The organism is Pseudomonas sp. KU43P, assembly GCF_033095865.1.
Classification (GTDB): domain Bacteria; phylum Pseudomonadota; class Gammaproteobacteria; order Pseudomonadales; family Pseudomonadaceae; genus Aquipseudomonas.
In genome coordinates this window covers 2665891-2690063 of the sequence record NZ_AP019365.1, presented here as the reverse complement: position 1 = coordinate 2690063, position 24173 = coordinate 2665891, and the positions used below count along the sequence as shown (strand labels likewise).

Below are 24173 nucleotides of genomic sequence, written 5' to 3'. Positions count from 1 at the left end.
TTGTGGGAGCCGGTTTGCCGGCGATTGGCCGGGCCTGGCAAACGCAGTCCTCACAAGGAACCCACCGATGTTCAGGACCATCGAGGAACACGTGCGCAAACAGGTTGCCCCCGCCGCACTGCGCTCGGAATTCCGCCAGTACGAGTTCGACAACTCGCGGCGCTTCTGCCAACTGATCTTCTGCGTCAGCATCGCCGTATGGCTGATCTTCGACCTCATCGTCAGCTACCTCGGCAACCAGGGCTTCACCTGGCTGTCAGGCCTGTTCATCGCACTGATGTGCAGCCTCACGGTGGTACTGGGCTTTACCCGCAAGAGCCACCACTTCGACGTCCTCAATCTGTTGTTCATCGCCGTCATCACCCTGGGCATGCGCCTGGTCATCGACGGCATCCCCATCGCCCTGCGCCCGGTGTGGCTGGTGCTGGGTACCTCAACCGTGCTCTACAGCGTGTCGGTGCTGCCGGTACGGCGCTGGTCGTTCTTCTGCGCCATGGCCATCACCTGGGCCATGCTCAACCCGTTCTACGGCACCAACATCGACCTGGACGATCTCGAAGCCGCCATGCTGATCAGCTATGCGCTGTTTCTCAGCGGCCTGGTGATCTATAGCTACCTGCGCATCCGCCAGGCCAAGCTGCATAACTTCTACATGTCCAAGGTGCTGCTGGATCAGGCGTACGTCGACGTACTGACCGACATCCCCAACCGCCGCTCGTTCATGGCCAAGGCCGAGCGCCAGTTGCAGGCCGCACCAGCCGGGCAGTACCTGGCGATGATCGACATCGACAACTTCAAGAAAGTGAACGACCGCTTCGGCCATGACATTGGCGATGAAGTGCTCAAGCGCGTGGCGGTGCACATCAAGGCGTCCATGGGTGGTTACGAATTCGCCAGGCTGGGCGGTGAAGAGTTCGTGGTCTTTTTCAAGGAGCTCGACCAGGAAGGCGTCGAACGGCAGGTGGGGGGCTTGTGCAAGCGGGTGCGGGAGGACGGTGGCGAGTATCCGGTGACCATCAGCATCGGGCTGGCCCGGGTGGACAGTGGCGACACCCTGACCATGGCGCTGGTCAAGGCCGACCAGGCCTTGTATGAGGCCAAGCACAGCGGCAAGGATCGTTTCGTGATGTGGACCGCCCGGCTGGCCGAAAACAGCTAGCAGGTCTGGCCCTATCGCCGGCAAGCCGGCTCCCACAGAACGGTGGCAGCCGGCTTGCCGGCGATAGGGCCGCTACAGCCAACCTACCCCCCTGCAGGCAAGCGAATCCTGAACTGCGCCCCCCCCAATGCCGACTGCGCCACCGTCAATGTCCCGCCCTGCCCCTCGATCGCCCGCCGGCTGATCGCCAGCCCCAGACCGAACCCACCGGTATTGCGATCGCGGCTGCGGTCCAACCGATAGAACGGCTGGAAGATCCGCTCACGCTCTTCCACCGGAATGCCGATCCCGTCATCTTCCACCGTCAACAGGCAGGCGCCGTCGGCTTCCAGGCGCAAGCGCAACAACAGGCTCTCATCGCAATAGCGCATGGCATTGCGCACCAGGTTCTGCACCGCCCGCGCTGTCAGCCGCGGGTCGAGCACGAAGCGCGGCAGCTTGCCCTCGGCCTGTACCTCCCAGCGAATGCCACGGGCATCCAGCTCCTCGGCAAAACCTCCAAGCACGCTGTCGACCAACTCCAGCAGCGACACCTCGACCCGCTCGCGGGCCTGGTCGGCGTTGTACAGCCGGCTGTAGGACAGCAATTCGAGCACCAGTTCGTCCAGCTCGCGCACATGCCCCACCAGTTCCAGCAGGCGCTTGCGACTGGTAGGTGGCACTTCGTCGAACAGCAGCACCAGCCCGAAGTCCAGCCGAGTGAGAGGCGTGCGCAGCTCGTGGGACACCGCGTTGAGCAGCTCGCGCTGCTGGTTGACGTGACGCTCCAGGTCGCTGGCCATGGTGTCGAACACCCCGGCCAGTTCACCAATGTTCGAATGCGGGGAAATGTGCGTGCGCTCTGCCATCTGCCCCTGGCCCAGACGCCGTGCGGTCTCCTTGAGGCGCTCCAGATCCCGCCAGTGCGGCCAGACCCAGAGCAGCAGGCAGCCGAGCATGGCCGCGCCGATCAGCACGGTCACGCCCCACGACAGCACATTGATATCCAGCGGGTCGGGCGGTGCATGCAGGCTCACCAGCCAGTCCTTGTCCAGCGGCGCCAGCACCGTCTGGTAATAACCCCAGTCGCCGATGCGCACCGCGAACAGGCCATGTTCCAGACGCGCCTGCTCCACCGCGCTCAAACCTGCCTGATCGTTGCGCAGCAGGCTGACCTGCAACGGCGAGAACGCTTGGGCCAGTTCCTTTTCCACTGCCGGCCACTGATCCTGCGGAGCCTGGCGGAACTGGCGAACGATCAGCGTCTGCACGCCCTTGGCCTGGTCCAGGTTGTAAGCCATGAAGCGCTCGTGGAACAGGCCGACGATGGCATCGGGGATCAACAGCAGCGCGCCGGCATAGGCGACGATGATCACCAGGTACAGGCGCACCAGGATCTTCAGCATGCTGGGTCAGCACTCCCACTCGACGCGGCTGAACAAATAGCCCTTGCCCCACACGGTCTTGATCTTGCGCGCCTCGCCGGCGCTGTCATCGAACTTGCGGCGCAGCTTGGAGATGGCCACGTCGACCGAGCGGTCGGTGCCGTTGAACTCGATGCCGCGCAATTGCTGAAGGATCCGGTCGCGGCTGAGCACCTCGCCGGCGTTGCGCGCCAGCACCACCAGCAGGTTGTATTCACCGCTGGACAGTTCCACCTCTTCACCGCGCCAGCTCACCAGGCGCTCGGCCAGGTCGATGCGCAGGCCGCCGACCTGGATCTGTTCGTTGTCCAGACGCGGCTCGTTGACGCTGCTGCGGCGCAGCAAGGTGCGCACGCGGGCCAGCAGTACCCGGGGCTCGCAGGGTTTGGTCACGTAGTCGTCGGCGCCCATTTCCAGGCCCAGCACCTGGTCGTGGCTGTCGTCTCGGGCGGTCAGCATCAGGATCGGCAGGCTTTGCGAGGCCTGGCGCAGCAGGCGGCACACCTGCAGGCCGTCGATGCCTGGGAGCATCAGGTCAAGGATCACCAGGTCCGGTTTGTCGCGGTGGAAGCTGTCGAGCACATGGTCGCCCCGGGCGATCACCCGCACATGGAAATCATTGCGTTGCAGGTAGCTGGCTATCAGTTCGGACAGGGCACTGTCGTCTTCTACCAGAAGAATATTGGGCATAGGCGCTTGAAAAAAGTAGGGGGGACCGCATGGATGGCCAAGGAGAATATAGAATCCTACAACTTGGCAGGATCATTCTTCACACTTTTTCACACACGCCCTACAGCTGTTAACAGGCGCTCAGGGAACGGCTGCCGTAGCATACGCCGGTCATCATCGGAAGATCCGTATGCCTATCCTGCTCCCCCCTCGCTTGCGCCCCGTGGCGCTCGTGGCGCTGCTGGCCCTTTCCGTGGCCGGTTGCAACGACAGCGCCGAACAGGCCGAACAAGCCCCCGTGCCCCAGGTGCGGGTTGAAACCCTGCATCTGGAGCCCCTGGCCATCAGCACCGAGCTGAGCGGGCGCATCCTTGCCCCACGCACCGCCGAGGTACGCGCCCGGGTCGCCGGCGTGGTGCTCAAGCGCGTCTACCGCGAAGGCAGTGACGTCAAGCAAGGCGATGTGCTGTTCCTCATCGACCCGGCGCCGTTCAAAGCCGACCACGACAGTGCCCGTGCCACCCTGGCCAAGGCCCAAGCCAACCTGTACCAGGCGCGCCTGCAAGAGCAGCGCTACCGCGAACTGGTCGACGACAAGGCGGTCAGCCGCCAGGAGTACGACAACGCCCGCGCCGCCTTCCTGCAGGCCGATGCCGTGGTCGCCGAGGCCAAGGCCGCGCTGGAACGGGCACGCCTGAACCTGGGCTACGCCACGGTCACCGCGCCCATCTCTGGGCGCATCGGCCGTGCGCTGGTGACCGAAGGCGCGCTGGTCGGCCAGAACGAGACCACGCCGCTGGCCACCATCCAGCAACTGGACCCGATCCACGCCGACGTCACCCAGTCGACCCGCGAGCTCAATGCCCTGCGCCGCGCCCTGCGTGCCGGCGAACTGCAGCAGGTGGGCGCCAGCGAGGCGCGCGCCACGCTGGTCGAGGATGACGGCAGCGCCTACCCGCTGCCCGGCAAGCTGCTGTTCTCCGACATCAGCGTCGACCCGAGCACCAACCAGATCACGCTGCGCAGCGAGTTCCCCAACCCCAACCTCGACCTGCTGCCCGGCAGCTACGTGCGCGTGCGCCTGGAGCAGGCGGTACAACCCAAAGGCATCAGCGTCCCTCAGCGCGCCATCCTGCGCGACAGTGCCGGGGTGCCGAAGGTGCTGGTGGTCGACGACAAGGCGCGCATCAGTGAGCGTCAGGTCGTCCTTGGTAATGCTCAGGGCGACCGCTGGATCGTCAGCGAAGGGCTGGTTGCCGGCGAACGCGTGGTGGTCGAAGGCCTGCAGCACGTAAAGGCCGGTGACCAGGTTCAGGTCGACGCCAGCCAGAACACTCAGCCCATCGCCCAGCACAACGGCCAGTGAGGGCCTGACCCATGCCGCAATTCTTCATCGACCGCCCGGTATTCGCCTGGGTGGTCGCACTGTTCATCCTCCTGGCGGGTGCGCTGGCCATTCCCCAGTTACCGGTCGCTCAGTATCCCAACGTGGCGCCGCCGCAGGTGGAAATCTATGCCGTGTATCCAGGCGCCTCGGCGGCGACCATGGACGAGAGCGTGGTCAGCCTGATCGAGCAGGAGCTCAACGGCGCCGACAACCTGCTGTACTTCGAGTCGCAGAGCAGCCTGGGCAGCGCCACCATCACCGCCACCTTCGAGCCGGGCACCCACCCGGACCTGGCCCAGGTCGATGTGCAGAACCGCCTCAAGGTGGTCGAGTCGCGCCTGCCAAGGCCGGTCACCCAGCAGGGCCTGCAGGTGGAAAAGGTCTCCACCGGCTTCCTGCTGCTGGGCACCCTGACCTCGGTGGACGGCAGTCTCGATGAAACCGCGCTGTCGGACATCCTGGCGCGCAACGTGATGAACGAGATCCGCCGCCTCAAGGGGGTCGGCAAGGCCCAGCTGTATGGCTCAGAGCGCGCCATGCGCATCTGGATCGACCCGGGCAAGCTGATCGGCTTCAACCTCACGCCCAATGACGTGGCCGGCGCCATCGCCGCCCAGAACGCCCAGGTTGCCCCCGGCAGCATCGGCGACCTGCCCGCCCGCGGCACCCAGGAAATCACCGCCAACGTAGTGGTCAAGGGCCAGCTGAGCACGCCCGAAGCGTTCGCCGCGATCGTGCTGCGAGCGAACCAGGACGGCTCGACGGTAACCATCGGCGATGTCGCCCGGGTGGAAATCGGCGCCCAGGAATACCAGTACGGCACACGCCTGAACGGCAAGCCAGCCAGCGCCTTCAGCGTGCAGCTCGCGCCGGGCGCCAATGCCATGGAAACCGCTACCCTGGTGCGGGCGAAGATGCAGGAGCTGTCGCGCTACTTCCCTGAAGGGGTGAAGTACGACATCCCCTACGACACCTCGCCGTTCGTCAAGGTGTCGATCCAGCAGGTCATCAATACCCTGTTCGAAGCCATGCTGCTGGTGTTCGCCGTGATGTTCCTGTTCCTGCAGAACCTGCGCTACACCCTGATCCCCACCCTGGTGGTGCCGGTGGCGTTGATGGGCACCTTCGCGGTGATGCTGGCACTGGGTTTTTCGGTCAACGTGCTGACCCTGTTCGGCATGGTCCTGGCCATCGGTATTCTGGTGGACGACGCCATCGTGGTGGTGGAGAACGTCGAACGGATCATGGCCGAGGAAGGCCTGCCGCCCAAGCAAGCCACGCGCAAGGCCATGGGCCAGATCAGCGGAGCCATCGTCGGCATCACCCTGGTGCTGGTGGCGGTGTTCCTGCCGATGGCGTTCATGAAGGGTTCGGTGGGCGTCATCTACCAACAGTTCTCGTTGTCGATGGCGGTGTCGATCCTGTTCTCGGCGTTCCTCGCCCTGAGCCTGACCCCTGCCCTATGCGCCACGCTGCTCAAACCCCTGGCCAAGGGCGAGCACCACGAACGCAAAGGCTTCTTCGGCTGGTTCAACCGCCGTTTCGAATCCATGAGCAACGGCTACCAGCGCTGGGTGGTACAGGCGCTCAAACGCAGCGGCCGCTACCTGGTGGTGTATGGCGTGCTACTGGCGGTGCTCGGCTACGGCTTCAGCCAGTTGCCAACGGCGTTCCTGCCGACCGAGGACCAGGGCTACACCATCACCGACATCCAGTTGCCGCCGGGTGCCAGCCGCATGCGCACCGAGCAGGTGGCCGCGCAGATCGAGGCGCACAACGCCCAGGAGCCTGGCGTAGGCAACACCACGGTGATTCTCGGCTTCAGCTTCTCCGGCAGCGGGCAGAACGCGGCACTGACCTTCACCACCCTGAAAGACTGGTCCGAGCGCGGCGGCGACGACAGCGCCCAGTCGATTGCCGACCGGGCCAGCGCGGCGTTTTCGCAGATCCGCGACGCGGTGGCATTCTCGGTGCTGCCGCCGCCGATCGATGGCCTGGGCGAGTCCACCGGCTTCGAGTTCCGCCTGCAGGACCGTGGCGGCATGGGCCATGCCGAACTCATGGCCGCGCGTGACGAACTGCTGGAAGGTGCGCGCAAGAGCAAGGTGCTGGTCAACGTGCGCGAAGCCTCGCTGGCGGAAAGCCCGCAAGTGCAATTGGAGATCGACCGCCGCCAGGCCAACGCGCTGGGCATCTCCTTTGCTGACATCGGTGCGGTGCTGGACACCGCCGTGGGCTCCAACTACGTCAACGACTTTCCCAACCAGGGCCGCATGCAGCGGGTGGTGGTGCAGGCCGAAGGCGACCAGCGCAGCCAAGTCGAAGACCTGCTGAAGATCCACGTGCGCAACAGCAGCGGCAAGATGGTGCCGCTGGGCGCGTTCGTTCAGGCCAGGTGGGTCAGCGGCCCGGTGCAGCTGACCCGCTACAACGGCTACCCGGCGGTGTCGATTTCCGGCGAACCGGCAGCCGGCTACAGCTCTGGCGAAGCCATGGCCGAAGTGGAACGCCTGGTCGCCCAGCTACCGGCCGGCGCCGGTCTGGAATGGACCGGCCTGTCGCTGCAGGAGCGGCTGTCCGGTAGCCAGGCACCCCTGCTGATGGCCTTGTCGCTGCTGGTGGTGTTTCTGTGCCTGGCGGCGTTGTACGAAAGCTGGTCGATCCCCACCGCCGTGCTGCTGGTGGTACCGCTGGGCGTGCTCGGTGCGGTGCTGGCGGTGACCCTGCGCGGCATGCCCAACGACGTGTTCTTCAAGGTCGGCTTGATCACCCTGATCGGGCTGTCGGCGAAGAACGCCATCCTCATCATCGAGTTCGCCAAGGGCCTGGTGGATCAGGGCGTGGACGCCGTCGACGCCGCCGTGCAGGCCGCCCGTCTGCGCCTGCGGCCGATCGTCATGACCTCGCTGGCGTTCATCCTCGGCGTGGTACCACTGGCCATCGCCACCGGTGCAAGCTCGGCGAGCCAGCAGGCAATCGGCACCGGGGTGATCGGCGGCATGCTCAGCGCCACCCTGGCGGTGGTGTTCGTGCCGGTGTTCTTCGTGGTGGTGATGCGCCTGGCCCAGCGCAAGGCCGCCAATGAGCCGGTGGAGTCCAGCGAAGCCTGACTGGACAAGCCGTGCGTTGAATGAGAGGGTTCCCGGCATTGATGCCCGGAACCCTTTTTCATGACTGAAACACTCCCCCCCTGCACCATCCTCATCCTCGCCGGTGGCCGTGGCCAGCGCATGGGCGGCCGTGACAAAGGGCTGGTGGAGTGGCGCGGCGAGCCGCTGGTGGCGCATGTGCAGCGGGTGGTGCGGCCGCTCAGTGATGATGTGGTGATCTCGTGCAATCGTAATCAGGGTCTGTATCGTCCCTTTGCCGATCAAATGGTGGGCGATGCCGAAGCGGATTTCCCGGGGCCACTGGCCGGGGTGATCGCCGGGCTGGCGGCGGCGCGGCATGAGTGGGTGGTGGTGCTGGCCTGCGATGCGCCATTGATTGACCGGGGGTTGATCGAGGACCTGCTACGGCTGGCGGTGGCCAGTGACTGCGCGGCCATGGTGCGCCAAGGTGGGTATTGGCAGCCGATGTTCAGTGTGGTGCCGCGCAGGCTGCTGCCGGTGCTGGAGCAGGCCTGGGCGGCGGGTGAGCGGAGTTTGCAGAAGGCCTTGCTGCTCGAGGGGGTGCAGGGGCTTGAGTGTGCCGAGGGGGACGCCCGGTTGAGCAACTTCAACAGCCCTGACTTGTTGCAGGGCTGAGGGCCCATCGCCGGCAAGCCGGCTCCCACAGGACTCACCACAGCCTTGAGAACAGCGCTGTACTTGTGGGAGCTGGCTTGCCAGCGATAGGGCCGGTGAAGCCAACGAGGGTGTCAGAAATTTTGTGTTCGGGCATAACATGAGTAAGAGGTGCATGTATGCCAACCAAAAAGAAACCCCTGCGTGACCTGCCCAAAATCCCCAAAGAGCTGCTGGAGCAGTTCGGTGAGGGCCTGATGACCGCAGAAGCTATCGAGGATGCCTCTGCGGCGTTCAAAAAGGCCTTGATCGAGCGTGCTCTGCATGCCGAGCTTGGTCACCACCTGGGTTATCCGCCGGGCGCGCAGCGCCCAGAGGATGAAACCAACCAGCGTAACGGCAAGAGTGGCAAGACGGTTTTGACCGGCGATGGCCCGCTGCGGCTGGAAATTCCTCGTGATCGAGACGGCAGTTTTGCGCCCATTCTGATCCCTAAGCACGAACGGCGGTACACCGGTTTCGATGACAAGATCATCGCCATGTACGCCCGTGGCATGACGGTCAGAGAGATCCGAGCGTTTCTGTCCGAGCAGTATGGAACCGACGTTTCGCCCGATTTCATCAGCTCTGTGACAGACGAGGTCATGGAAGAGATTGGCGCGTGGCAACAGCGGCCATTGGAGCCGATGTACCCGGTCATTTTCTTTGATGCGCTGCGGGTGAAAATTCGCGAAGAAGGCCTGGTGCGCAACAAGGCCATTTACCTGGCTTTGGGCGTTCTACCCGACGGGACGCGCGATATCTTAGGCATCTGGATCGAGAACACCGAGGGTGCGAAGTTCTGGATGAAGGTTTTTAACGATCTCAAGACGCGTGGTGTCGAGGATGTGCTGATTGCCGTGACCGATGGCCTCAAAGGCATGCCAGAGGCTCTCAGCGCCGTGTTTCCAGAAACGACGCTGCAGACGTGCATCGTGCACCTGATCCGCAACAGCCTCGACTACGTGGCTTGGGACAAGCGCCGGGCACTGGCCAAGGCGTTGAAACCGATTTACCAGGCCATCAATGCAGAAGCGGCTGAGCAGGCATTGGATGAGTTTGAAAACGGACCCTGGGGCAAACAGTATCCAACGGTCGTGGCAGCCTGGAGACGCGCCTGGGATCGAGTGATTCCCTTCTTTGTCTTCCCACCTGCCATCCGCAAAGTGATCTACACCACCAACGCTATTGAGAGCATCAACGCCCAGCTACGCAAAATCATTAAAACTCGGGGGCATTTCCCGAACGATGAAGCAGCCACCAAGCTGATCTGGCTGGGGCTGCGGAACATCACGGCAAACTGGGGCTCGGCGGCGCATGATTGGAAAAGTGCGATGAATCAATTCGCGATTCTGTACGGGGATCGGTTCATCAGGCCGACGTGGTGAAAATCGGGCCTGCCTAACGGCAGGCCATTACCGGCCCGAACACAAAAAAACTGACAGTCCCAAGCCAACCCATCAACGGCCAGACAACTCCTCGATACTGATCTCGCGCATCCTGAACTTCTGCACCTTGCCGGTCACCGTCATCGGGAACTCGTCGACAAAGCGGAAGTACCTGGGCACCTTGAAATGCGCGATCCGCGCCCTCGCCCATTCGCGCAGTTCGTCCTCGCTGGCCACCTGCCCCGGATGCAGCCGCACCCAGGCCACGATCTCCTCGCCATACTTGCTGCACGGCACGCCGATCACCTGCACGTCGGCCACCGCCGGGTGGGTGAAGAAGAACTCCTCCAGCTCACGCGGGTAGATGTTCTCGCCGCCGCGGATGATCATGTCCTTGCTGCGCCCGACGATGCGTACGTAGCCCTGCTCATCCATCACCGCCAGGTCGCCGGTGTGCATCCAGCCTTCGGCATCGATGCTTTCTGCCGTCGCCTTGGGGTTGTTCCAGTAGCCCAGCATCACACTGTAGCCCCGCGTGCACAGCTCGCCGATCTCGCCGCGCGGCACGGTGTTGCCGTCGCCATCGATCACCTTGCTTTCCAGCCGAGGCTGGGTGCGACCGACACGGGTCACGCGCCGTTCAAGGTCGTCGCTGGCGCCGGTCTGCAGCGACACCGGGCTGGTTTCGGTCATGCCGTAGGCAATCTGGACTTCAGCCATGTGCATCTCGTCGATCACCCGGCGCATCACTTCGATCGGGCAGGTGGCGCCGGCCATGATCCCGGTGCGCAAGCTCGAAAGGTCGAAATCGCCACGTTGGGGGTGGTCCAGTTCGGCGATGAACATGGTCGGCACGCCGTACAACGCGGTGGCCTTTTCCTCGGCCACGGCGCGCAGGGTGGCCAGCGGGTCGAAGGCGTCGTTGGGGTAGATCAGGGTGCTGCCGTGGGTCATGCAGCCGAGGTTGGCCATGACCATGCCGAAGCAGTGGTACAGCGGCACCGGCACCACCAAGCGGTCGCGCTCGGTCAGGCCGAGGCTTTCGCCGACCATGTAGCCGTTGTTGAGGATATTGCTGTGGCTGAGGGTGGCGCCCTTGGGGAAGCCGGTGGTGCCGGAGGTGTACTGGATATTGATCGGGTCGTCACAGCGCAATTGCGCCTGGCGCTCGGCCAGGGCCTGGCGGCTGACCGACTCGGCACGTGCCTGCAGATCGTGCCAGGGGAGAAAGCCCGAAGGCGGCGCGACGGCGAGGCTGACGACGCCGCGCAATTCAGGGAAACGCTCGCAGATCAAAGCACCCGGCTGACCTTGCGCCAGGCCAGGGATCAGGCTCAGCAGCATGGCGTGGTAGTCGGAGGTCTTGAACGCATCGGCGCAGATCACCCAGCGGCAGCCGGACTGGCCGAGGGCGTAGTCCAGTTCGCTGGTGCGGTAGGCCGGGTTGATGTTGACCAGGATGGCGCCGATCTTGGCACTGGCGAACTGGGTGATGCACCACTCGGCGCAGTTGGGGGCCCAGATCCCTAAGCGGTCGCCGGGTTGCACACCCAGGGCCATGAGGGCGCGGGCATGCTGGTCGACGGCGTCGGCCAGTTGCTGCCAGGTGTAGCGCAGGGCTTGGTGGCGCACGACCAGGGCTTCGCGGTCGGGGAAGCGGGCGACGGTGCTGTCGAAGGCATCGCCGATGCACTCATGGAGCAGGGTCTTGTCCAGGTTGCCCTGGGTATAGCTGGGCTGGGCCATGGGCGCTCCCTTTGTTGTTTTTGTATGGCGTTCTGTGGCCCTATCGCCGGCAAGCCGGCTCCCACAGGTATCCCACTGTCCTCCTGTGGGAGCCGGCTTGCCGGCGATAGGGCCAACACAGGGCTACCGGATAAACACCTGCGGCGTAGTGGTCGACATGTCACCACCCGGCAACTTGATGTTCTTCACTTTCTCCAGCGTCTCGGGGTCGAACACCGCCAAGTCATTGAACGTGCCGCCCAGGTACAGCTTGTCGCCCTTCTTGTCGAAGGTCACACAATAGTAAGTGTGTTCCAGGTTAGCCGCCTTGATCAGCTTGCGCTGCTTGATGTCGTACCGCGCCAGGCGGTTGAGCACGCCGTAGAGCTGGTTGGGGTCCTTCGGCGAGCGCAGGCCGGTGAAGTAGATCTCGGTGAGGTCGGCGAACTCCTGGGTGTGGGTCTTGCCGGTCTTGAGGTCGACGCTCAGGAAGCCATACAGCAGCTCGGCGGTGTTCGGGTCTTGTTTCTCGTCCTTGAACTTGGCAATGGTGTAGAGCATCGAGAACTCGTGGCGCGGGCTCTGGTGCGGCCAGAAGTAAAGCACGTCCGGTGCGCTGTAACCCTTGCGGTTCCAGTTGCGCAGCGGCAAGGCCACCGAGTAATTGCCCGTCTTCACGTCCATCTTGTACAGGTCGGGCCCGGCAACGAACAGGCTGCCATCGTCGGCAGCACGCATCAGGTACACCTGGCGCGGCATCGGGAAGGTACGCACGGGCTTGGCGTCGACGCCATCGGCGGTGCTGAATACCTCCAGGCGCGGCGGCTTGACCACGTAGTGGTCGTTCAGGCGCTGGGTCGGGTTGACCGTGGCATAGATTTCCTTGCCGTCGGGGCTGATGGCAAAGGAGTACATCGACTTGCCGACCTCACCGGGCACGCTCGACAGGTCGGCGTGGAAGGTGGTGTTGCAGGTGTCCAGATCGATGCCGTAGATATCGGCATAGTGGTTATTGAGCACGTAGGCGGTGCGGTTGTCCGGCGCCATCATCGCGGTGCCGGGGCCGAATTTGCCAGGCAGCTTGCAGCTCTTGTAGAGCGTGTCGCTGGCCACGTCGATCAGGTGCAGGTTGTTCGGGTAGTTGGTGGTGACCAGATATTCCTGGCCGGCCTTCAGGGCCTTGCCTGCGTCATCGGCCTGCACCGCCCAGGCGCAGGCCGTGGCGGCGATGGTGAGCGCGAGTTGCGCGCAGCGTCCAGCATTCATGCGGTTTCCCCTTGTCATTCTTGTCGGGCCGGTCACTTGTCTTTCGGGAACACGGTGCCGAGGTTGCGCCAGTCTTCCTGGGAGTTGGTCGCCTGGGCGTTCCAGTCCTGGTAGGTGCTCATCATGTCCGGCACCTGGGCCGGCCACCAGCAAGGGTCGGAGCAGCCATACAGGTCGGCTTCCATCGGCTGGCACAGCGAGCTGACGCCACCGAAGGCGTCCACTTCCCAACCCGGGTCGGTGGTGGCGGTGCAGCCAGCAACGGCGCTCATGGCCATGACTTCTTCGACGCGGTCTTCGGCGGCGGCCTGCTCCAGGATGCGCGCCTTGTTGTTGAGGGGCTTCAAGTGCTTCATGTCAGTGCGCCTTCCGCGGGGTGATGTAGCGATCGATGAAGGCCGGGTTGGCGGCCATGATGCGGCTGTAGACCTCGATGCCGAAGTCGACCCAGTCGCGCATCAGCTCGCAATAGTGGTAGGTCGGGTGCTGCGGGTCGCCGTAGCGCGCATAGCTCTCGTGGTAGCAGCCACCGGAACACAGGTTGCGGATGCGGCAGCTCTCGCAGCCGGTGTTGCTGCGGTCCAGGCGCTGGGACAGGAAGTCGTTGAGTTGCGCCTGCTTGACGCCCTGGTGCACGTTGCCGAAGGTCGGCAGGCTGGAGCCGGTGAAGCGATGGCACAGGTTCAGCTCGCCCTCGTGGTCCACGGCCAACATCTTCAGCCCGGCGCCGCATGGCAGGGCCTTCTTGTGGCCTTCGTGGATGTCGGTGATGAGCTGGTGCAGGTTGGAGAAACCGATGTTGCGGTGCTCCAGGGCGGCCTCCAGGTAACGCCGGCCCAGCGCCTTCATGTTGGCGAAGACTTCGACCAGTTCCTCGCCAGTGAGGTTGAAGTTGGCCATGTCGCCGGAGGTGACCGGAGCGAAGCCGACTTCAGCGAAGCCCATCTCGTTGAACAGGTGGTTCCAGATGGTCTCGACGTCGGTGATACCGCGGGTCAGGGTCACCCGCGCGCCGACCGGGCGGCTGGTGTAGCGCGACAGCAGCATGTCGGCCTTGCGCCGCACCACGTCATAGGTGCCCTGCCCGCCCACGGTGATACGGTTGCGGTCGTGCACGGTCTTGGGCCCGTCGATGCTTATCGACAGGCCGAAGCGGTGGGCGTTGAGCCAGTCGACGATCTCTTCGGTGAGCAGCGTGGCGTTGGTGGTCATGATGAACTCCACCTGCTTGCCCGCCTCGGCGAAGCGCCGCTCGCAGTAGGCCACCATGTGCTCGATCAGCGGCCGGTTCGACAGCGGCTCGCCGCCGAAGAACACCACGCTGTAGCGCTGCTCGTCGGGCGATTCCTTGAGCAGCATCTCCACCGAGGCTTCAGCGGTGGCGGTGCTCATCTTCTTGCCGGCGGATGGTTTGTCCAGGTCTTCCTTGTAGCAGTAAGTGCAGCTCAGGTTGCACCCGGTGTTGACGTTGAGCACCACGGTGTTCAGCGCGGTGCGCTCGACCTGCCGGAGGGCGATTTCCGGGGTCAGCGGCGAGCCGTCGCTGACCAGTTCCAGGGCGATCAGCTCGCGCAGGGTTTCCTGGATGTCCTGGCCGGCGAACTGCTGGCCGAGGCGCTGGGTCAGCTCCTCGGCGCTGCAGCCTTGCTGGCGCAGGGTGTCGATGATGCTGCCGGTCACCGCGTCGGTGGCAAACAGCGAACTGCTGGGGATATGGAACAGCATGCGGTCAGCGTCGACCTGCACTTCGTGCAGGTTGCGCTCGACCAGGTTCAGTAGTGCGCCCATGGCGACCTCCGAGTAATCGATCCGTTGGACAAGCTTGGCAACCGGCCCTTAGGGCAAGGGCGGGTTGTTCCAGCGTTGAACGGTGACGATCATGTGCCCCTCGCCCGTCTGGCCGCCGTCAGCCAGGGTGGCGACGACCTTCAGGTTGCCGGCGTTGTTGGTCATCATCTTGCGCGCCGGGTTCGGCCCCGCGCCGCCTGGCACGAACACACCGTCGGCCTGCATCTTGCCGGCGAACTTGACGTCCTCGTCCTCGACAGCACGTTCGTTGAACGGTTCGACCTTCCAGGTCGCCGGCAGGTAGCCGATGCGCAGCGGCTGGCCGCTGGCGTCCTTGCCCCAGGCCTCGGCCTCGAAACGCCCCTGGACCTTCGGCACCGAGGCACCGTTCTCGCCGATACGGGCAATGGAGAACGCCGGTACCACCTTCACTTCGTCGACCTTGTCGTACACCGCCAGGCTGACGCCCTTCAGTGTGCCCACCGCAACGTCACGCTGGCCGGGCTTGGCATCGGCTGCAGCACGTGCCTTGACCCGTACCAGGGTCGGGGTCTGTTCCAGCACTTGGGTCACTTCCACACCTGCGCCCAGGTCCGGCTTGCCATCCAGACCGGTACCGACCAGGCTGATCTCGCTTTCGCCGCCGGCCTTGATGAACGCCGGTTGCACCGCCAGCAGGCGCGCCTTGCCTTCCTTCACGGCCGTGAAGTCCAGCCCGCGCTCGTCATGATCGGCCTCGAACATGCGGCCCTTCATCTCGCCATCCAGCGCCGAGAAGACCTGGCGCAGGTTGGCCTCGCCGACCTTGACGTTGCCGCGCCATTCGTAGCCGTTGTAGAGGATCGCCGAGCCGCTGCCGTTGAACGGCGTGCCGTCGGCGTAGGTGCCTTTGACCTCGAGCTTGAAGGTGTCGCCCTGATCGGGCGTGACGCTCATCACGCCACGCACATCGCCCTTGGCGAGCATGTGGCCGCTGAACGCCCACTGCCCCGGCAAGGTATCGGCCTTGGGCTTGGCTTTCTGCCACTCGGTCCAGGCCGGGCTTTCCAGCGGGAAGCGCTTGGCCAGCTCTGGCACCACTTGCTTGAGGGCGATGTCCAGCCAGTCGCGGTCGCGGGCCTGGGCCTGGTATTCCAGGGACGGCCACTGGCCGAGGTGGAAGTTGATCAGGTGTTCCCATTCCTGCGCCGGGCGACGCTGCAGGGCGACACGGGCGCCGGAGTGGCAGCGGCCACAGGTTTCGCTGAGCATGCTGTCGAAGTGTTCGACGGTATTGAGGCGGCGCTCCATGGCGTAGCGCACGCCGTCGGTTTCGCTTGGCGCCAGGCCTTGCTTGTCGGCCAGGTACTTGACCAGGGTGCGACGGTCGTCGTCGCTGATCTGCAGGCCATGCATGATCTGCATGCGGGCGATGCTCATCAGCCAGCCTTCAGGGGTCTTGCGCTGGTGGCTGATGCGGCTGTAGGTATCGTTGCCCTCGGGGATATGGCACCCCATGCACTTGTTCTGCAACAGGCTCGGGCCCTGTTCGGCCGCCATGGCCTGGGTGCCCAGCAGTGCGGCGGCGACAAGCGCCAGTTTGCCCGCATGCCGCCGGAGTCGAGTCGTCTTCAAGGTCAGACCTCCACGGTGTTGTTCTTATCGTTTTTCGCACGCTTTGGTACAGCAGGTGTGCATGTGACGGTTGTGATACAGAAACTGTGCCAGATGCTTGGAACTCGTTGTATTTCAGGCTCTTGAGTAGTTTTGAAGGCCGTTGTGCGCTGGGTGAGGCCGAGTAGGACCGTGCCATTTCGAGACAGGGTGTTTCAGGTTGAGACAGGCGCTGCTGCGCAGGCCATCGCCGGCAAGCCAGCGCCCACAGATACCCCACAGTGCTTCAGGCTGGTGGGGTACCTGTGGGCGCCGGCTTGCCGGCGATTGGCCCACACAGACACTGTGTCACCACCGTCTCACACCGTCTCAAAGTGCAACAGCGCAACCACGCAATCGCACCCTTGCACACGGGCAAACCCAAGGCAGCACAGGCCTTTGCGCCCATTGCACCACCTTGGCACGGCCATTGCGCCATCCCCCGCCACATCCAATGACAAGAGGCACCGCCCCATGCTTTCCGAACTGCCCATCCTGCCCGCCACCCGCGCCTTCCTGGAGCGCAAGCTGAAGATGCGCATCGGCGCCGACTGGCAGGACGCCGCCAGCGGTCGCACCCTGTCGTTCCGCAACCCGGCCACCGGCGAGGTGCTCGGCGAAGTGCCGGCCGCCGAAGCCGAAGACGTCGACCGCGCCGTGCGCGCTGCGCGCCAGGCGTTCGACGACTCGGCCTGGAGCCGGATGCGCCCGCGCGAGCGGCAGAACCTGCTGTGGCGCCTGGCCGAGCTGATGGAGCGCGATGCGCAGCAACTGGCCGAGCTGGAATGCCTCAACAATGGCAAGAGTGCCGCCGTGGCCAAGGTCATGGACGTGCAGCTGGCCATCGACTTCCTGCGCTACATGGCTGGCTGGGCCACCAAGATCGAGGGTAGCACCGTCGAGGCGTCGATGCCGTTGATGCCCAACGACCAGTTCCATGGGTTCGTGCGCCGCGAAGCGGTGGGCGTGGTGGGCGCCATCGTCGCCTGGAACTTCCCGCTGCTGCTGGCCTGCTGGAAGCTCGGCCCGGCGCTGGCCACCGGCTGCAGCGTGGTGCTCAAGCCTGCCGACGAAACCCCGCTGACCGCGCTCAAGCTCGCCGAACTGGTGGACGAAGCCGGCTACCCGGCCGGCGTGCTCAACGTCATCACCGGCACTGGCCTGAATGCCGGCGCCGCGCTGAGCCGCCACCCGGGCGTGGACAAGCTGACCTTCACCGGTTCCACCGAAGTGGGCAAGCTGATCGGCAAGGCGGCGATGGACAACATGACCCGCGTCACCCTCGAACTGGGCGGCAAGTCACCGACCATCGTCATGCCCGACGCCGACCTGCAGCAGGCCGCCGCCGGCGCCGCCACGGCGATCTTCTTCAACCAGGGCCAGGTGTGCTGCGCAGGTTCGCGTCTGTACGTGCACCGCAAGCACTTCGACAACGTGATCGCGGACATCGCCGGCATCGCCAACGGCATGAAGCTGGGCAGCGGCTTGGACCCTGCCGTGCAGATGGGCCCGCTGATCTCTGCCAAGCAGCAGGACCGGGTCACCGGCTACATCGAGCTGGGCCGTGAGCTGGGCGCGACCATTGCCTGCGGTGGCGAAGGCTTTGGCCCGGGTTACTTCGTCAAGCCGACGGTGATCGTCGACGTCGACCAGCGCCATCGCCTGGTGCAAGAAGAAATCTTCGGCCCGGTGCTGGTGGCGATGCCGTTCGATGATCTCGACGAGGTGATTGGCATGGCCAACGACAACCCCTACGGGCTTGGCGCGAGCATCTGGTCCAACGACCTGGCGGCGGTGCACCGGATGATCCCGCGGATCAAGTCCGGGTCGGTGTGGGTCAACTGTCACAGCGCGCTGGACCCCGCGCTGCCGTTTGGCGGGTACAAGATGTCTGGGGTGGGGCGTGAGATGGGGGCGGCGGCGATCGAGCATTACACCGAGCTGAAGTCGGTGTTGATCAAGCTCTGATCGCTGGTCTGCACCGGCCCTATCGCCGGCAAGCCGGCTCCCACAGGTACCCCGCAAGTCTTGAGGCCTGCGGTGAACCTGTGGGAGCCGGCTTGCCGGCGATAGGGCCGGGACAGACGCGCAAGACGCTCAGCAATACCCCTGCTCCCCCAACCACCGCCGCAACATCCCCTGCTGCGGCAAAGGCAAATCCTTCAATACGTCCTCCACCGCCAGCCCATCGCGCAGCCCGCGCACCAAAGGCGCCAGCTCTACCCCCTGCAAATGCCAGATCCCCAACGGCTGATCCGCCGTCACCACCACCTCGGCCTCATCCACGAACCCATCACGCAACACCGGCCGCTTCTCTACCCGCACGGCCTGCCAGTCTGCAGCCAGATGCAGCGGCTGCACATCCGGCCAACCCTGGCGCCTTGCCCAAAACCCCTGCCCCGCACGCATCTGCTCCTGGCCATAGAAGTCCCGGCCGATCCGGGCAAACCGCAGAAACAGCTGCTCGACCCGCTGCTGGTGAAAACGCTTGGCCAACCCCGCCCGCTCCGGCCTGCGCAGCAGCGTGTTGACCACCACCGGCGCCTGCAGCGCCGAGGACAGCGACTGGAAAATCCCATTCCCCGACAGTGGGTCAACCGCCATGGCGGCATCCCCCACACGGATCCAGTCGTCCCCCACGCACTCCCCGGCGAGGATCGCCGTGCTGCTGCGGGCATGCACCTGCGCAGGCGCCAATGCCTGCGCGCCGAACAGCCGGGCCACCAGTGCCGAGCCGCGACGGTGCGCGGCGCAGTACTCAGGTAGCACGGCCTTGCCCGGCAACCCAGCGGCATCCAGGGTGATCTGCCAATAACAGCGGCCATCGGCGCGCCTGGCCATCCATGCCCAGCCGTCATCCAGGCTCTCCACGGCCGATGCTGACGGCCCAGGTTCACCCTGCCAGAGGTTCAGCAGGCTGACCGTCTCCGGCCCGCGCAACCGGTCTGCGCCCAGGGGGGCCTGGCGGCCCCGCGCCTCGACCAGAAATTCGGCCTGCAGCACCTGGCCATCGTCCATCCCGACGCAGTGCACACCCTTGCGTGTGACCTCGCGAATACGGCCCTCCACCACCGTGACCCCTGCCCGTTCAAGATCCTGGCGCAAGGCGCGGTCGAAGCATTGCCGGTCGAGCAAAAATTCCTGATTCAGTTGCAGGTGCTGGCCGTTCCAGCGCACCTCCCGGTTCGCCGGCATTGCCGCCTCTGCCAAGGCGCCGCCCAGGCCGGCGTTGCGCAGGCCTTCAAGCACCCGCTGGGATACCCCTTCGAGCGCCGCAAAGCGCCGCCAGTCGCTGACCACGGTGATCGGGTAACCCAGGCGCCGAAGCCCAAGGGCCGTGGCGGCGCCAGCCGGGCCGGCGCCCAGCACCAGAATGCGCGGTTCAGGCATCCCCGATCCCTCGTCGCTCCGGGCCATTGAAACTGGCATGCGCCTGCAACCAGGCCAACATCTGCTGACGGTCCAGCCCGGGCTGCTGCTGCATGAGCGCGGCGATACGACCGGTCACGGCCGCGCAGCCCAGGCTGGCGCCGGCCATGCCGCGCTCGCCGACATGGCCGCCGAAGTCGGCCTGGGAACTGCCCAGCCATGACCACTGGCCCGGTGCGCAACGGGCATCACCGGTAATGCGAATGACCCCGGGGTAGCTGGCCGGATACACCGCCACGCCCTGGGCAGGGCTCGACGCGCACAGCAGCACACCGGCGGCCTGCACCTCGGCGCAGGCCTGGCGCAGCACCGGGCGGTCCTGTTGCAGGCCAAGGCTGAGGTTGATCACGGTGGCGCCCTGCTCGGCCAGCCACAGCAAGGCGGCGGCCACCTGCAAGGCGCTGGTGCTGCCCTGGTCGCCGAACACCTGGGCCAGCAGCAGCGGCACCGTGCCCGCTTCGGTTTGCAGGCGCGCCAGCACGGCGCTGCCATGGCCCAGGCGGTCCGGCTGGGGCGGGCCTTCGCGCAACACGCCATCCGCCAGCCAGAACCGACGTGCGGCGTGCAGCGTTTCGGCCTGGGCCGGCGTGCAGCCACTGTCGATCAGCCCGACCCTCACCTCACTGGCCATGCTTGACCGCCTCCTGGGGCAACACACGCAGCTGCCCGCCCTGCAGGTGCAGATGCAGGTCGGCGTCGGCCAGGGTCGAGGCGCGGTGGCTGATGAGGATGCGCGTGCGCCCGGCGAACAGGTGGTCGATGGCGGCGATCACCTCGCGTTCGGTGGCTTCGTCCACCGCCGAGGTGGCTTCATCCAGCACCAGGATCGACGGAGCCTGGAGCACCGCCCGGGCAATGGCGATGCGCTGCTTCTGGCCGCCGGAGAGCTGCTGGCCGCGCTCGCCGAGCAAGCCATCCAGGCCCAACGGCAGGCTGTCCATCAGGCTTTCCAGGTGCGCCAGGCGCACCACTTGCTCCAGTGCCTCGCGGCTGGCCTGGGGCGCGCCGTAAGCAAGGTTCTGCGCCAGGGTGCCACGGAACAGCACGATGTCCTGGCTGACCACCGCGATGCGTTGGCGCACGGCAGCAAGGTCCAGCTCACGCAGGTCGGCGCCGTCCAGCAGGATGCGCCCGGCATCGGGGTCGTAGAAGCGCTGCAGCAGGTCGATCAGGGTCGACTTGCCAACCCCCGAGGCGCCGCTGATCGCGATTTTGAGGCCGCCTGGCAGGCAGGCATCGACGTTGTCCAGCACTGCGCCCTGGCGGCCGTCATGGGCAAAGCACACCGCCTCGAGGCGTAGTTCGCCTGGGCCCTCCGGGATCGGCCTGGGCACCGCCGCTTCTTGCACCGCGACGGCTTCCTGTTTCAGTTCCATCACCCGCCCCAGGCTCACCGCCATGCGCTGCACCGCCACATACAAGCCCAGCAGGCTCTGCACCGGCCCTACGGCCATGCCCATGTAAGTGGAAAAGGCGATCAGCGCACCCAGTTGCCAGGTGCCCTGGATCACCCACCAGCCACCCACCAGGAAGGCACAGGCGCGGCACCACGAGGTCAGTGTCCCCGGGATGGCCTGGGTGAAGAACTCGGTGACCTGCACCTTGAGCAACTGGCGCATGTAGCCCTGGCCCAGCTGATCCAAGCGCCCAGCCTCTCGGTTCTGCTGGCCGGCGGCCTGGATGAATTTCATCGCCGGCAGCGTTTCGACCAGGAACGACGAGACATCCGCCGAACGCTCACGCAGGCTGCGCACCTCGCGCTCGACCTTGCGGCGCATCCAGCGCAGCCACAGCACCTCGATCGGGATCAGCAGCGCCAGCAGCAACGACAGCTGCCAGGACAGCATCAGCATCAAGGCCACCGCGCCGATCAGGCCGATCACCGCAGACACCGCCGAGAACAGCGAGTCCACGGCAAAGCGCTGGATTTCGGCAACGTCGCCATCGAGCCGGGAAAGAATGTCGCCCGTGCGCCGGCGCCCGTAGAACGTCGGCGACAGCCGTTGCAGGTGGCGATACAGGTCGTCACGCAGGGCGAATAGAATGCGCCCGGACAGCCGCGTGTGCAGGTAGCGGTTGACCCCGGCCAGCACGGTGCCGAGCAGCCCGGCACCAATCATGATTGCCGCCATGTGCCAGAGGGTCTGGTAATCCTTGGCCAGCAGGCCTTCGTCGATCAGCGTCTTGACCAGCCAGGGTTGTGCCAGGGCGAGCAGCGACGCGCCCAGGGACAGGCCCAGCAACACGCCGATGGCGCGCCGCTGCGGGCGCACGAAACCATACAGCCAGGCCAGGGCCTGGCGCATGAGCACAGGGTCGCTGGACTCCACCAGCCTCGAAAACAAGCCGCCCATGTCAACCCCGCAACTGTTTGAGTTTGCGGTACAAGGTCGCCCGGCTGATGCCCAGGGCCTCGGCGGCGGCCGAGACATTGCCCTGGTGGCGGGCCAGGGCGTTGCGGATCAGCTCGAGTTCGGTGTCCTTCAAGCTCCCCGAGGGCGCGCCGCCGCTGGCAAGTTCATCGAGCAGGCAGTCGGTAAGATGGTCGAGGGTCAGCACCTGCTCACCGTCTTCGCGCATGGCCAGGGCGGTACGCACGACCATTTCCAGCTGGCGGATGTTGCCCGGCCAGTCGAAGCCTTCTAGCAGCGAAGCCAGACTGGGATCGAGGCTCACGCCCTTGGCGCCGGCCTTGTCCAGCAGGCCTTCGATGATCGATGCCAGGTCGTCTCGTTCGCGCAATGCTGGCAGGCGCAACGACACGCCGTTGACCCGGTAGTACAGGTCTTCGCGAAAATGCTGGTCCTGCACCAGGCGCTTGAGGTCGCGGTGGGTCGCGCAGATCAGCGCCACGTCGATCTCCTGTTCGTCGCCCGCGCCCAGCGGCGCCACCCGGCGTTCCTGCAGCACCCGCAGCAGGCGGGCCTGCAAGGCCAGCGGCATGTCGCCGATTTCGTCGAGGAACAGCGTACCGCCGTGGGCCTGCATCAAGCGCCCGACCATGCCGCCACGGCGCGAGCCGGTGAAGGCGCCATCGCGGTAACCGAACAGCTCCGACTCGATCAGCCCCTCGGGAATGGCCGCGCAGTTGACCGCGACAAAGGCCTTGTCAGCCCGCGGGCTGGCCTGGTGCAGGGCACGCGCCACCACCTCCTTGCCGGTGCCGGTCTCACCCAGCAGCAGCACTGGCAAGCCATTGCCCAGCCCTTGGTGGGCCATGCGCAGGTTGCGCGCCAGGCGGGCATCGCCGCCGGCCAAGGCGTCCAGTGCGGGGGATTTGTTGGCCTGGGCCGGTTTGCCGGGTGCGCTGGCGCCATTGACTTGGCTGTGGCGCGGCAACTGCAAGGCGCGGAAGAAGAACTCGCCCTTGGCGGTCTGCACGCTGCTCACCCCGCCCTGCCACAGGCGCGCGATGAAGGCCGGCGAACGCTCGCCCAGCAGGTCGCTGCTGCGCCGCCCGAGCAGCCCCTGGCGAGGCACCTGCAGCAACTGGCAGGCGTTGTCATTGGCGGCGACCACTTCGCCATCCAGGCTCAGTGCCAGCAAACCGTGCCAGGCGCTGTTGAGGTATTGCGCACGGCTGTGGAAGGCCAGCACCAGGTGTTGCGGATGACACAGGCCGAACATCCGGCTTTCGATGTTGCCGGCGGCCATCATCAGCATCGACAGGCTGTCCTGCGGCTGCGCCATGACCCCTTCGCGGGTGATGTCGAGCACACCGATCACCTCGCCGCGCGGGTCGCGCAGCGGCACCGAGGTGCAGGAGAATGGGCTGAGGCGGTCCAGGTAGTGTTCGCCGCAGTTGATCAGGGTTGGCCGGCCTTCGACCACGGCGGTGCCGATGGCGTTGGTGCCGCGCAGCGACTCGCTCCAGCAACTGCCGGGGTGCAGGTCGCGCAGGCCTTCGCGTTCGAGCACGTGGGTCTGCCCTTCGATGGCCAGCACGTTGGCCTGGGCGTCGCCGAGGATGATGATGCCGGCCTTGCCCTGGCGCGAAACCAGGTAGTCGAGCTCGGGGGTGACAGCGTCCACCAGCAGCCGGTTGCGTTCCAGCAGGGTACGCAGGTCATGGCCCTGCTCAAGGCCCAGGCCGACTTGTTCGCCTTGCAGGCAGTCCAGGCCATGGCCGAGGCTGCGGCGCCAGGAAGCGTCGATCTCGTCGCGCAGCATGCCCAGCGGCAGCTCGCCTTCGCTGGCCAGGCGCAGGCGGGCCTGGCGGGATTCGTGCAACGTGTCTTGGGCGTTTGTTATGGGAAATTGTCGCGCCATCTTCTACTCCAGCTGTGCCACCTCACGGTCGGGGCAACGGGCTTGGGAAACTTGCCGCAGTGTGCTTCAGATTTGCTCGGGCGTCATCAGTGGCTTTGCAGGTGCCGGGCGAGCGCGAGGGCATTGTGGGAGCCGGCGCTGCCATTCCACCAACCCAGTCCCCAATCCTGGGGGACTGCCCCCATGCACAAGTAGCCATAACTACCCCGGCGCCATGGCAAGATCCCCGCCCCAGAGCCCCGCCAGCCCAATTTCAGCAACTTGGCACGGCTGTTGCCGATCTCCTCTCAAACG

General features: G+C 65.4%; 17 protein-coding genes. 6 read left to right on the top strand and 11 right to left on the bottom strand.

Annotated elements, in window-relative coordinates:
* Positions 1 to 67: 67 nt before the first annotated feature.
* Complete coding sequence (locus KU43P_RS12175) at positions 68 to 1159, top strand: GGDEF domain-containing protein (protein ID WP_317663380.1); 1092 nt, start codon at positions 68 to 70, stop codon at positions 1157 to 1159.
* An 83-nt stretch (positions 1160 to 1242) separates the two neighbouring features.
* Here the strand turns inward: KU43P_RS12175 and KU43P_RS12170 are convergent, their stop codons facing one another.
* Positions 1243 to 2544: an ATP-binding protein gene (locus tag KU43P_RS12170; protein ID WP_317663379.1), complete on the bottom strand. Its 1302-nt coding sequence runs from the start codon at positions 2542 to 2544 to the stop codon at positions 1243 to 1245.
* Positions 2545 to 2550: 6 nt separating this feature from the next.
* The gene (locus KU43P_RS12165; RefSeq protein ID WP_317663378.1) at positions 2551 to 3252 is read right to left on the bottom strand and encodes a response regulator transcription factor; all 702 of its coding nucleotides are present in this window, start codon (positions 3250 to 3252) and stop codon (positions 2551 to 2553) included.
* Between the two features lie 169 nt (positions 3253 to 3421).
* Here KU43P_RS12165 and KU43P_RS12160 point away from each other — a divergent pair, with 169 nt between their 5' ends.
* The 4 genes from KU43P_RS12160 (at position 3422) to KU43P_RS12145 (ending at position 9770) form a co-directional block, all read left to right on the top strand.
* A complete protein-coding gene (locus KU43P_RS12160; RefSeq protein ID WP_317663377.1) occupies positions 3422 to 4597 on the top strand; it encodes an efflux RND transporter periplasmic adaptor subunit in 1176 nt (391 codons plus the stop codon).
* 11 nt (positions 4598 to 4608) lie between these two features.
* Complete coding sequence (locus KU43P_RS12155) at positions 4609 to 7728, top strand: efflux RND transporter permease subunit (RefSeq protein ID WP_317663376.1); 3120 nt, start codon at positions 4609 to 4611, stop codon at positions 7726 to 7728.
* Positions 7729 to 7788: 60 nt separating this feature from the next.
* Positions 7789 to 8364 (top strand): molybdenum cofactor guanylyltransferase MobA, encoded by a 576-nt coding sequence (mobA, locus tag KU43P_RS12150; RefSeq protein ID WP_317663375.1) that lies wholly within the window; start codon positions 7789 to 7791, stop codon positions 8362 to 8364.
* Positions 8365 to 8522: 158 nt separating this feature from the next.
* Positions 8523 to 9770 (top strand): IS256 family transposase, encoded by a 1248-nt coding sequence (locus tag KU43P_RS12145; RefSeq protein ID WP_317658073.1) that lies wholly within the window; start codon positions 8523 to 8525, stop codon positions 9768 to 9770.
* Between the two features lie 72 nt (positions 9771 to 9842).
* Here KU43P_RS12145 and KU43P_RS12140 read toward each other — a convergent pair whose 3' ends face one another.
* From KU43P_RS12140 to peaA, 5 genes are all read right to left on the bottom strand, one after another.
* Positions 9843 to 11516 carry a fatty acid CoA ligase family protein gene (locus tag KU43P_RS12140; RefSeq protein WP_317663374.1) on the bottom strand — a complete coding sequence of 558 codons (1674 nt, stop codon included), beginning with the start codon at positions 11514 to 11516 and terminating at the stop codon, positions 9843 to 9845.
* A gap of 123 nt (positions 11517 to 11639) precedes the next feature.
* Positions 11640 to 12761, bottom strand: a complete 1122-nt coding sequence (gene peaD / locus KU43P_RS12135; protein ID WP_317663373.1) for a quinohemoprotein amine dehydrogenase subunit beta — start codon at positions 12759 to 12761, stop codon at positions 11640 to 11642.
* A 32-nt stretch (positions 12762 to 12793) separates the two neighbouring features.
* A complete protein-coding gene (gene qhpC, locus KU43P_RS12130; protein ID WP_176517541.1) occupies positions 12794 to 13117 on the bottom strand; it encodes a quinohemoprotein amine dehydrogenase subunit gamma in 324 nt (107 codons plus the stop codon).
* Position 13118: 1 nt separating this feature from the next.
* Complete coding sequence (peaB, locus tag KU43P_RS12125; protein ID WP_317663372.1) at positions 13119 to 14549, bottom strand: quinohemoprotein amine dehydrogenase maturation protein; 1431 nt, start codon at positions 14547 to 14549, stop codon at positions 13119 to 13121.
* A 48-nt stretch (positions 14550 to 14597) separates the two neighbouring features.
* The gene (gene peaA / locus KU43P_RS12120) at positions 14598 to 16163 is read right to left on the bottom strand and encodes a quinohemoprotein amine dehydrogenase subunit alpha (RefSeq protein WP_317663371.1); all 1566 of its coding nucleotides are present in this window, start codon (positions 16161 to 16163) and stop codon (positions 14598 to 14600) included.
* Positions 16164 to 16655: 492 nt separating this feature from the next.
* Between peaA and KU43P_RS12115 the strand changes: the two genes are divergently transcribed.
* Positions 16656 to 18149: an aldehyde dehydrogenase family protein gene (locus KU43P_RS12115; protein ID WP_317663369.1), complete on the top strand. Its 1494-nt coding sequence runs from the start codon at positions 16656 to 16658 to the stop codon at positions 18147 to 18149.
* Positions 18150 to 18278: 129 nt separating this feature from the next.
* Here KU43P_RS12115 and KU43P_RS12110 read toward each other — a convergent pair whose 3' ends face one another.
* From KU43P_RS12110 to KU43P_RS12095, 4 genes are read right to left on the bottom strand one after another with little or no spacing between them, the layout of a single operon-like run.
* Entirely contained in the window at positions 18279 to 19571 is a 1293-nt protein-coding gene (locus tag KU43P_RS12110; protein WP_317663367.1) for an NAD(P)/FAD-dependent oxidoreductase, read from the bottom strand.
* Positions 19564 to 20241 carry a S8 family serine peptidase gene (locus KU43P_RS12105; RefSeq protein ID WP_317663365.1) on the bottom strand — a complete coding sequence of 226 codons (678 nt, stop codon included), beginning with the start codon at positions 20239 to 20241 and terminating at the stop codon, positions 19564 to 19566. Before KU43P_RS12105 ends, KU43P_RS12110 begins: the two co-directional genes overlap by 8 nt.
* Complete coding sequence (locus KU43P_RS12100; RefSeq protein WP_317663364.1) at positions 20231 to 21964, bottom strand: ABC transporter ATP-binding protein; 1734 nt, start codon at positions 21962 to 21964, stop codon at positions 20231 to 20233. The genes KU43P_RS12105 and KU43P_RS12100 overlap by 11 nt, the downstream gene beginning before the upstream one ends.
* Before the next feature lies 1 nt (position 21965).
* A complete protein-coding gene (locus tag KU43P_RS12095; RefSeq protein ID WP_317663362.1) occupies positions 21966 to 23879 on the bottom strand; it encodes a sigma-54-dependent Fis family transcriptional regulator in 1914 nt (637 codons plus the stop codon).
* Positions 23880 to 24173 lie beyond the last annotated feature (294 nt).

Coding starts and splice junctions, on each gene's coding strand:
- KU43P_RS12175 (WP_317663380.1), top strand. CDS start 68: ATGTTCAGGACCATCGAGGAACACGTGCGCAAACAGGTTGCCCCCGCC.
- KU43P_RS12170 (WP_317663379.1), bottom strand. CDS start 2,544: ATGCTGAAGATCCTGGTGCGCCTGTACCTGGTGATCATCGTCGCCTAT.
- KU43P_RS12165 (WP_317663378.1), bottom strand. CDS start 3,252: ATGCCCAATATTCTTCTGGTAGAAGACGACAGTGCCCTGTCCGAACTG.
- KU43P_RS12160 (WP_317663377.1), top strand. CDS start 3,422: ATGCCTATCCTGCTCCCCCCTCGCTTGCGCCCCGTGGCGCTCGTGGCG.
- KU43P_RS12155 (WP_317663376.1), top strand. CDS start 4,609: ATGCCGCAATTCTTCATCGACCGCCCGGTATTCGCCTGGGTGGTCGCA.
- mobA (WP_317663375.1), top strand. CDS start 7,789: ATGACTGAAACACTCCCCCCCTGCACCATCCTCATCCTCGCCGGTGGC.
- KU43P_RS12145 (WP_317658073.1), top strand. CDS start 8,523: ATGCCAACCAAAAAGAAACCCCTGCGTGACCTGCCCAAAATCCCCAAA.
- KU43P_RS12140 (WP_317663374.1), bottom strand. CDS start 11,516: ATGGCCCAGCCCAGCTATACCCAGGGCAACCTGGACAAGACCCTGCTC.
- peaD (WP_317663373.1), bottom strand. CDS start 12,761: ATGAATGCTGGACGCTGCGCGCAACTCGCGCTCACCATCGCCGCCACG.
- qhpC (WP_176517541.1), bottom strand. CDS start 13,117: ATGAAGCACTTGAAGCCCCTCAACAACAAGGCGCGCATCCTGGAGCAG.
- peaB (WP_317663372.1), bottom strand. CDS start 14,549: ATGGGCGCACTACTGAACCTGGTCGAGCGCAACCTGCACGAAGTGCAG.
- KU43P_RS12115 (WP_317663369.1), top strand. CDS start 16,656: ATGCTTTCCGAACTGCCCATCCTGCCCGCCACCCGCGCCTTCCTGGAG.
- KU43P_RS12110 (WP_317663367.1), bottom strand. CDS start 19,571: ATGCCTGAACCGCGCATTCTGGTGCTGGGCGCCGGCCCGGCTGGCGCC.
- KU43P_RS12105 (WP_317663365.1), bottom strand. CDS start 20,241: ATGGCCAGTGAGGTGAGGGTCGGGCTGATCGACAGTGGCTGCACGCCG.
- KU43P_RS12100 (WP_317663364.1), bottom strand. CDS start 21,964: ATGGGCGGCTTGTTTTCGAGGCTGGTGGAGTCCAGCGACCCTGTGCTC.
- KU43P_RS12095 (WP_317663362.1), bottom strand. CDS start 23,879: ATGGCGCGACAATTTCCCATAACAAACGCCCAAGACACGTTGCACGAA.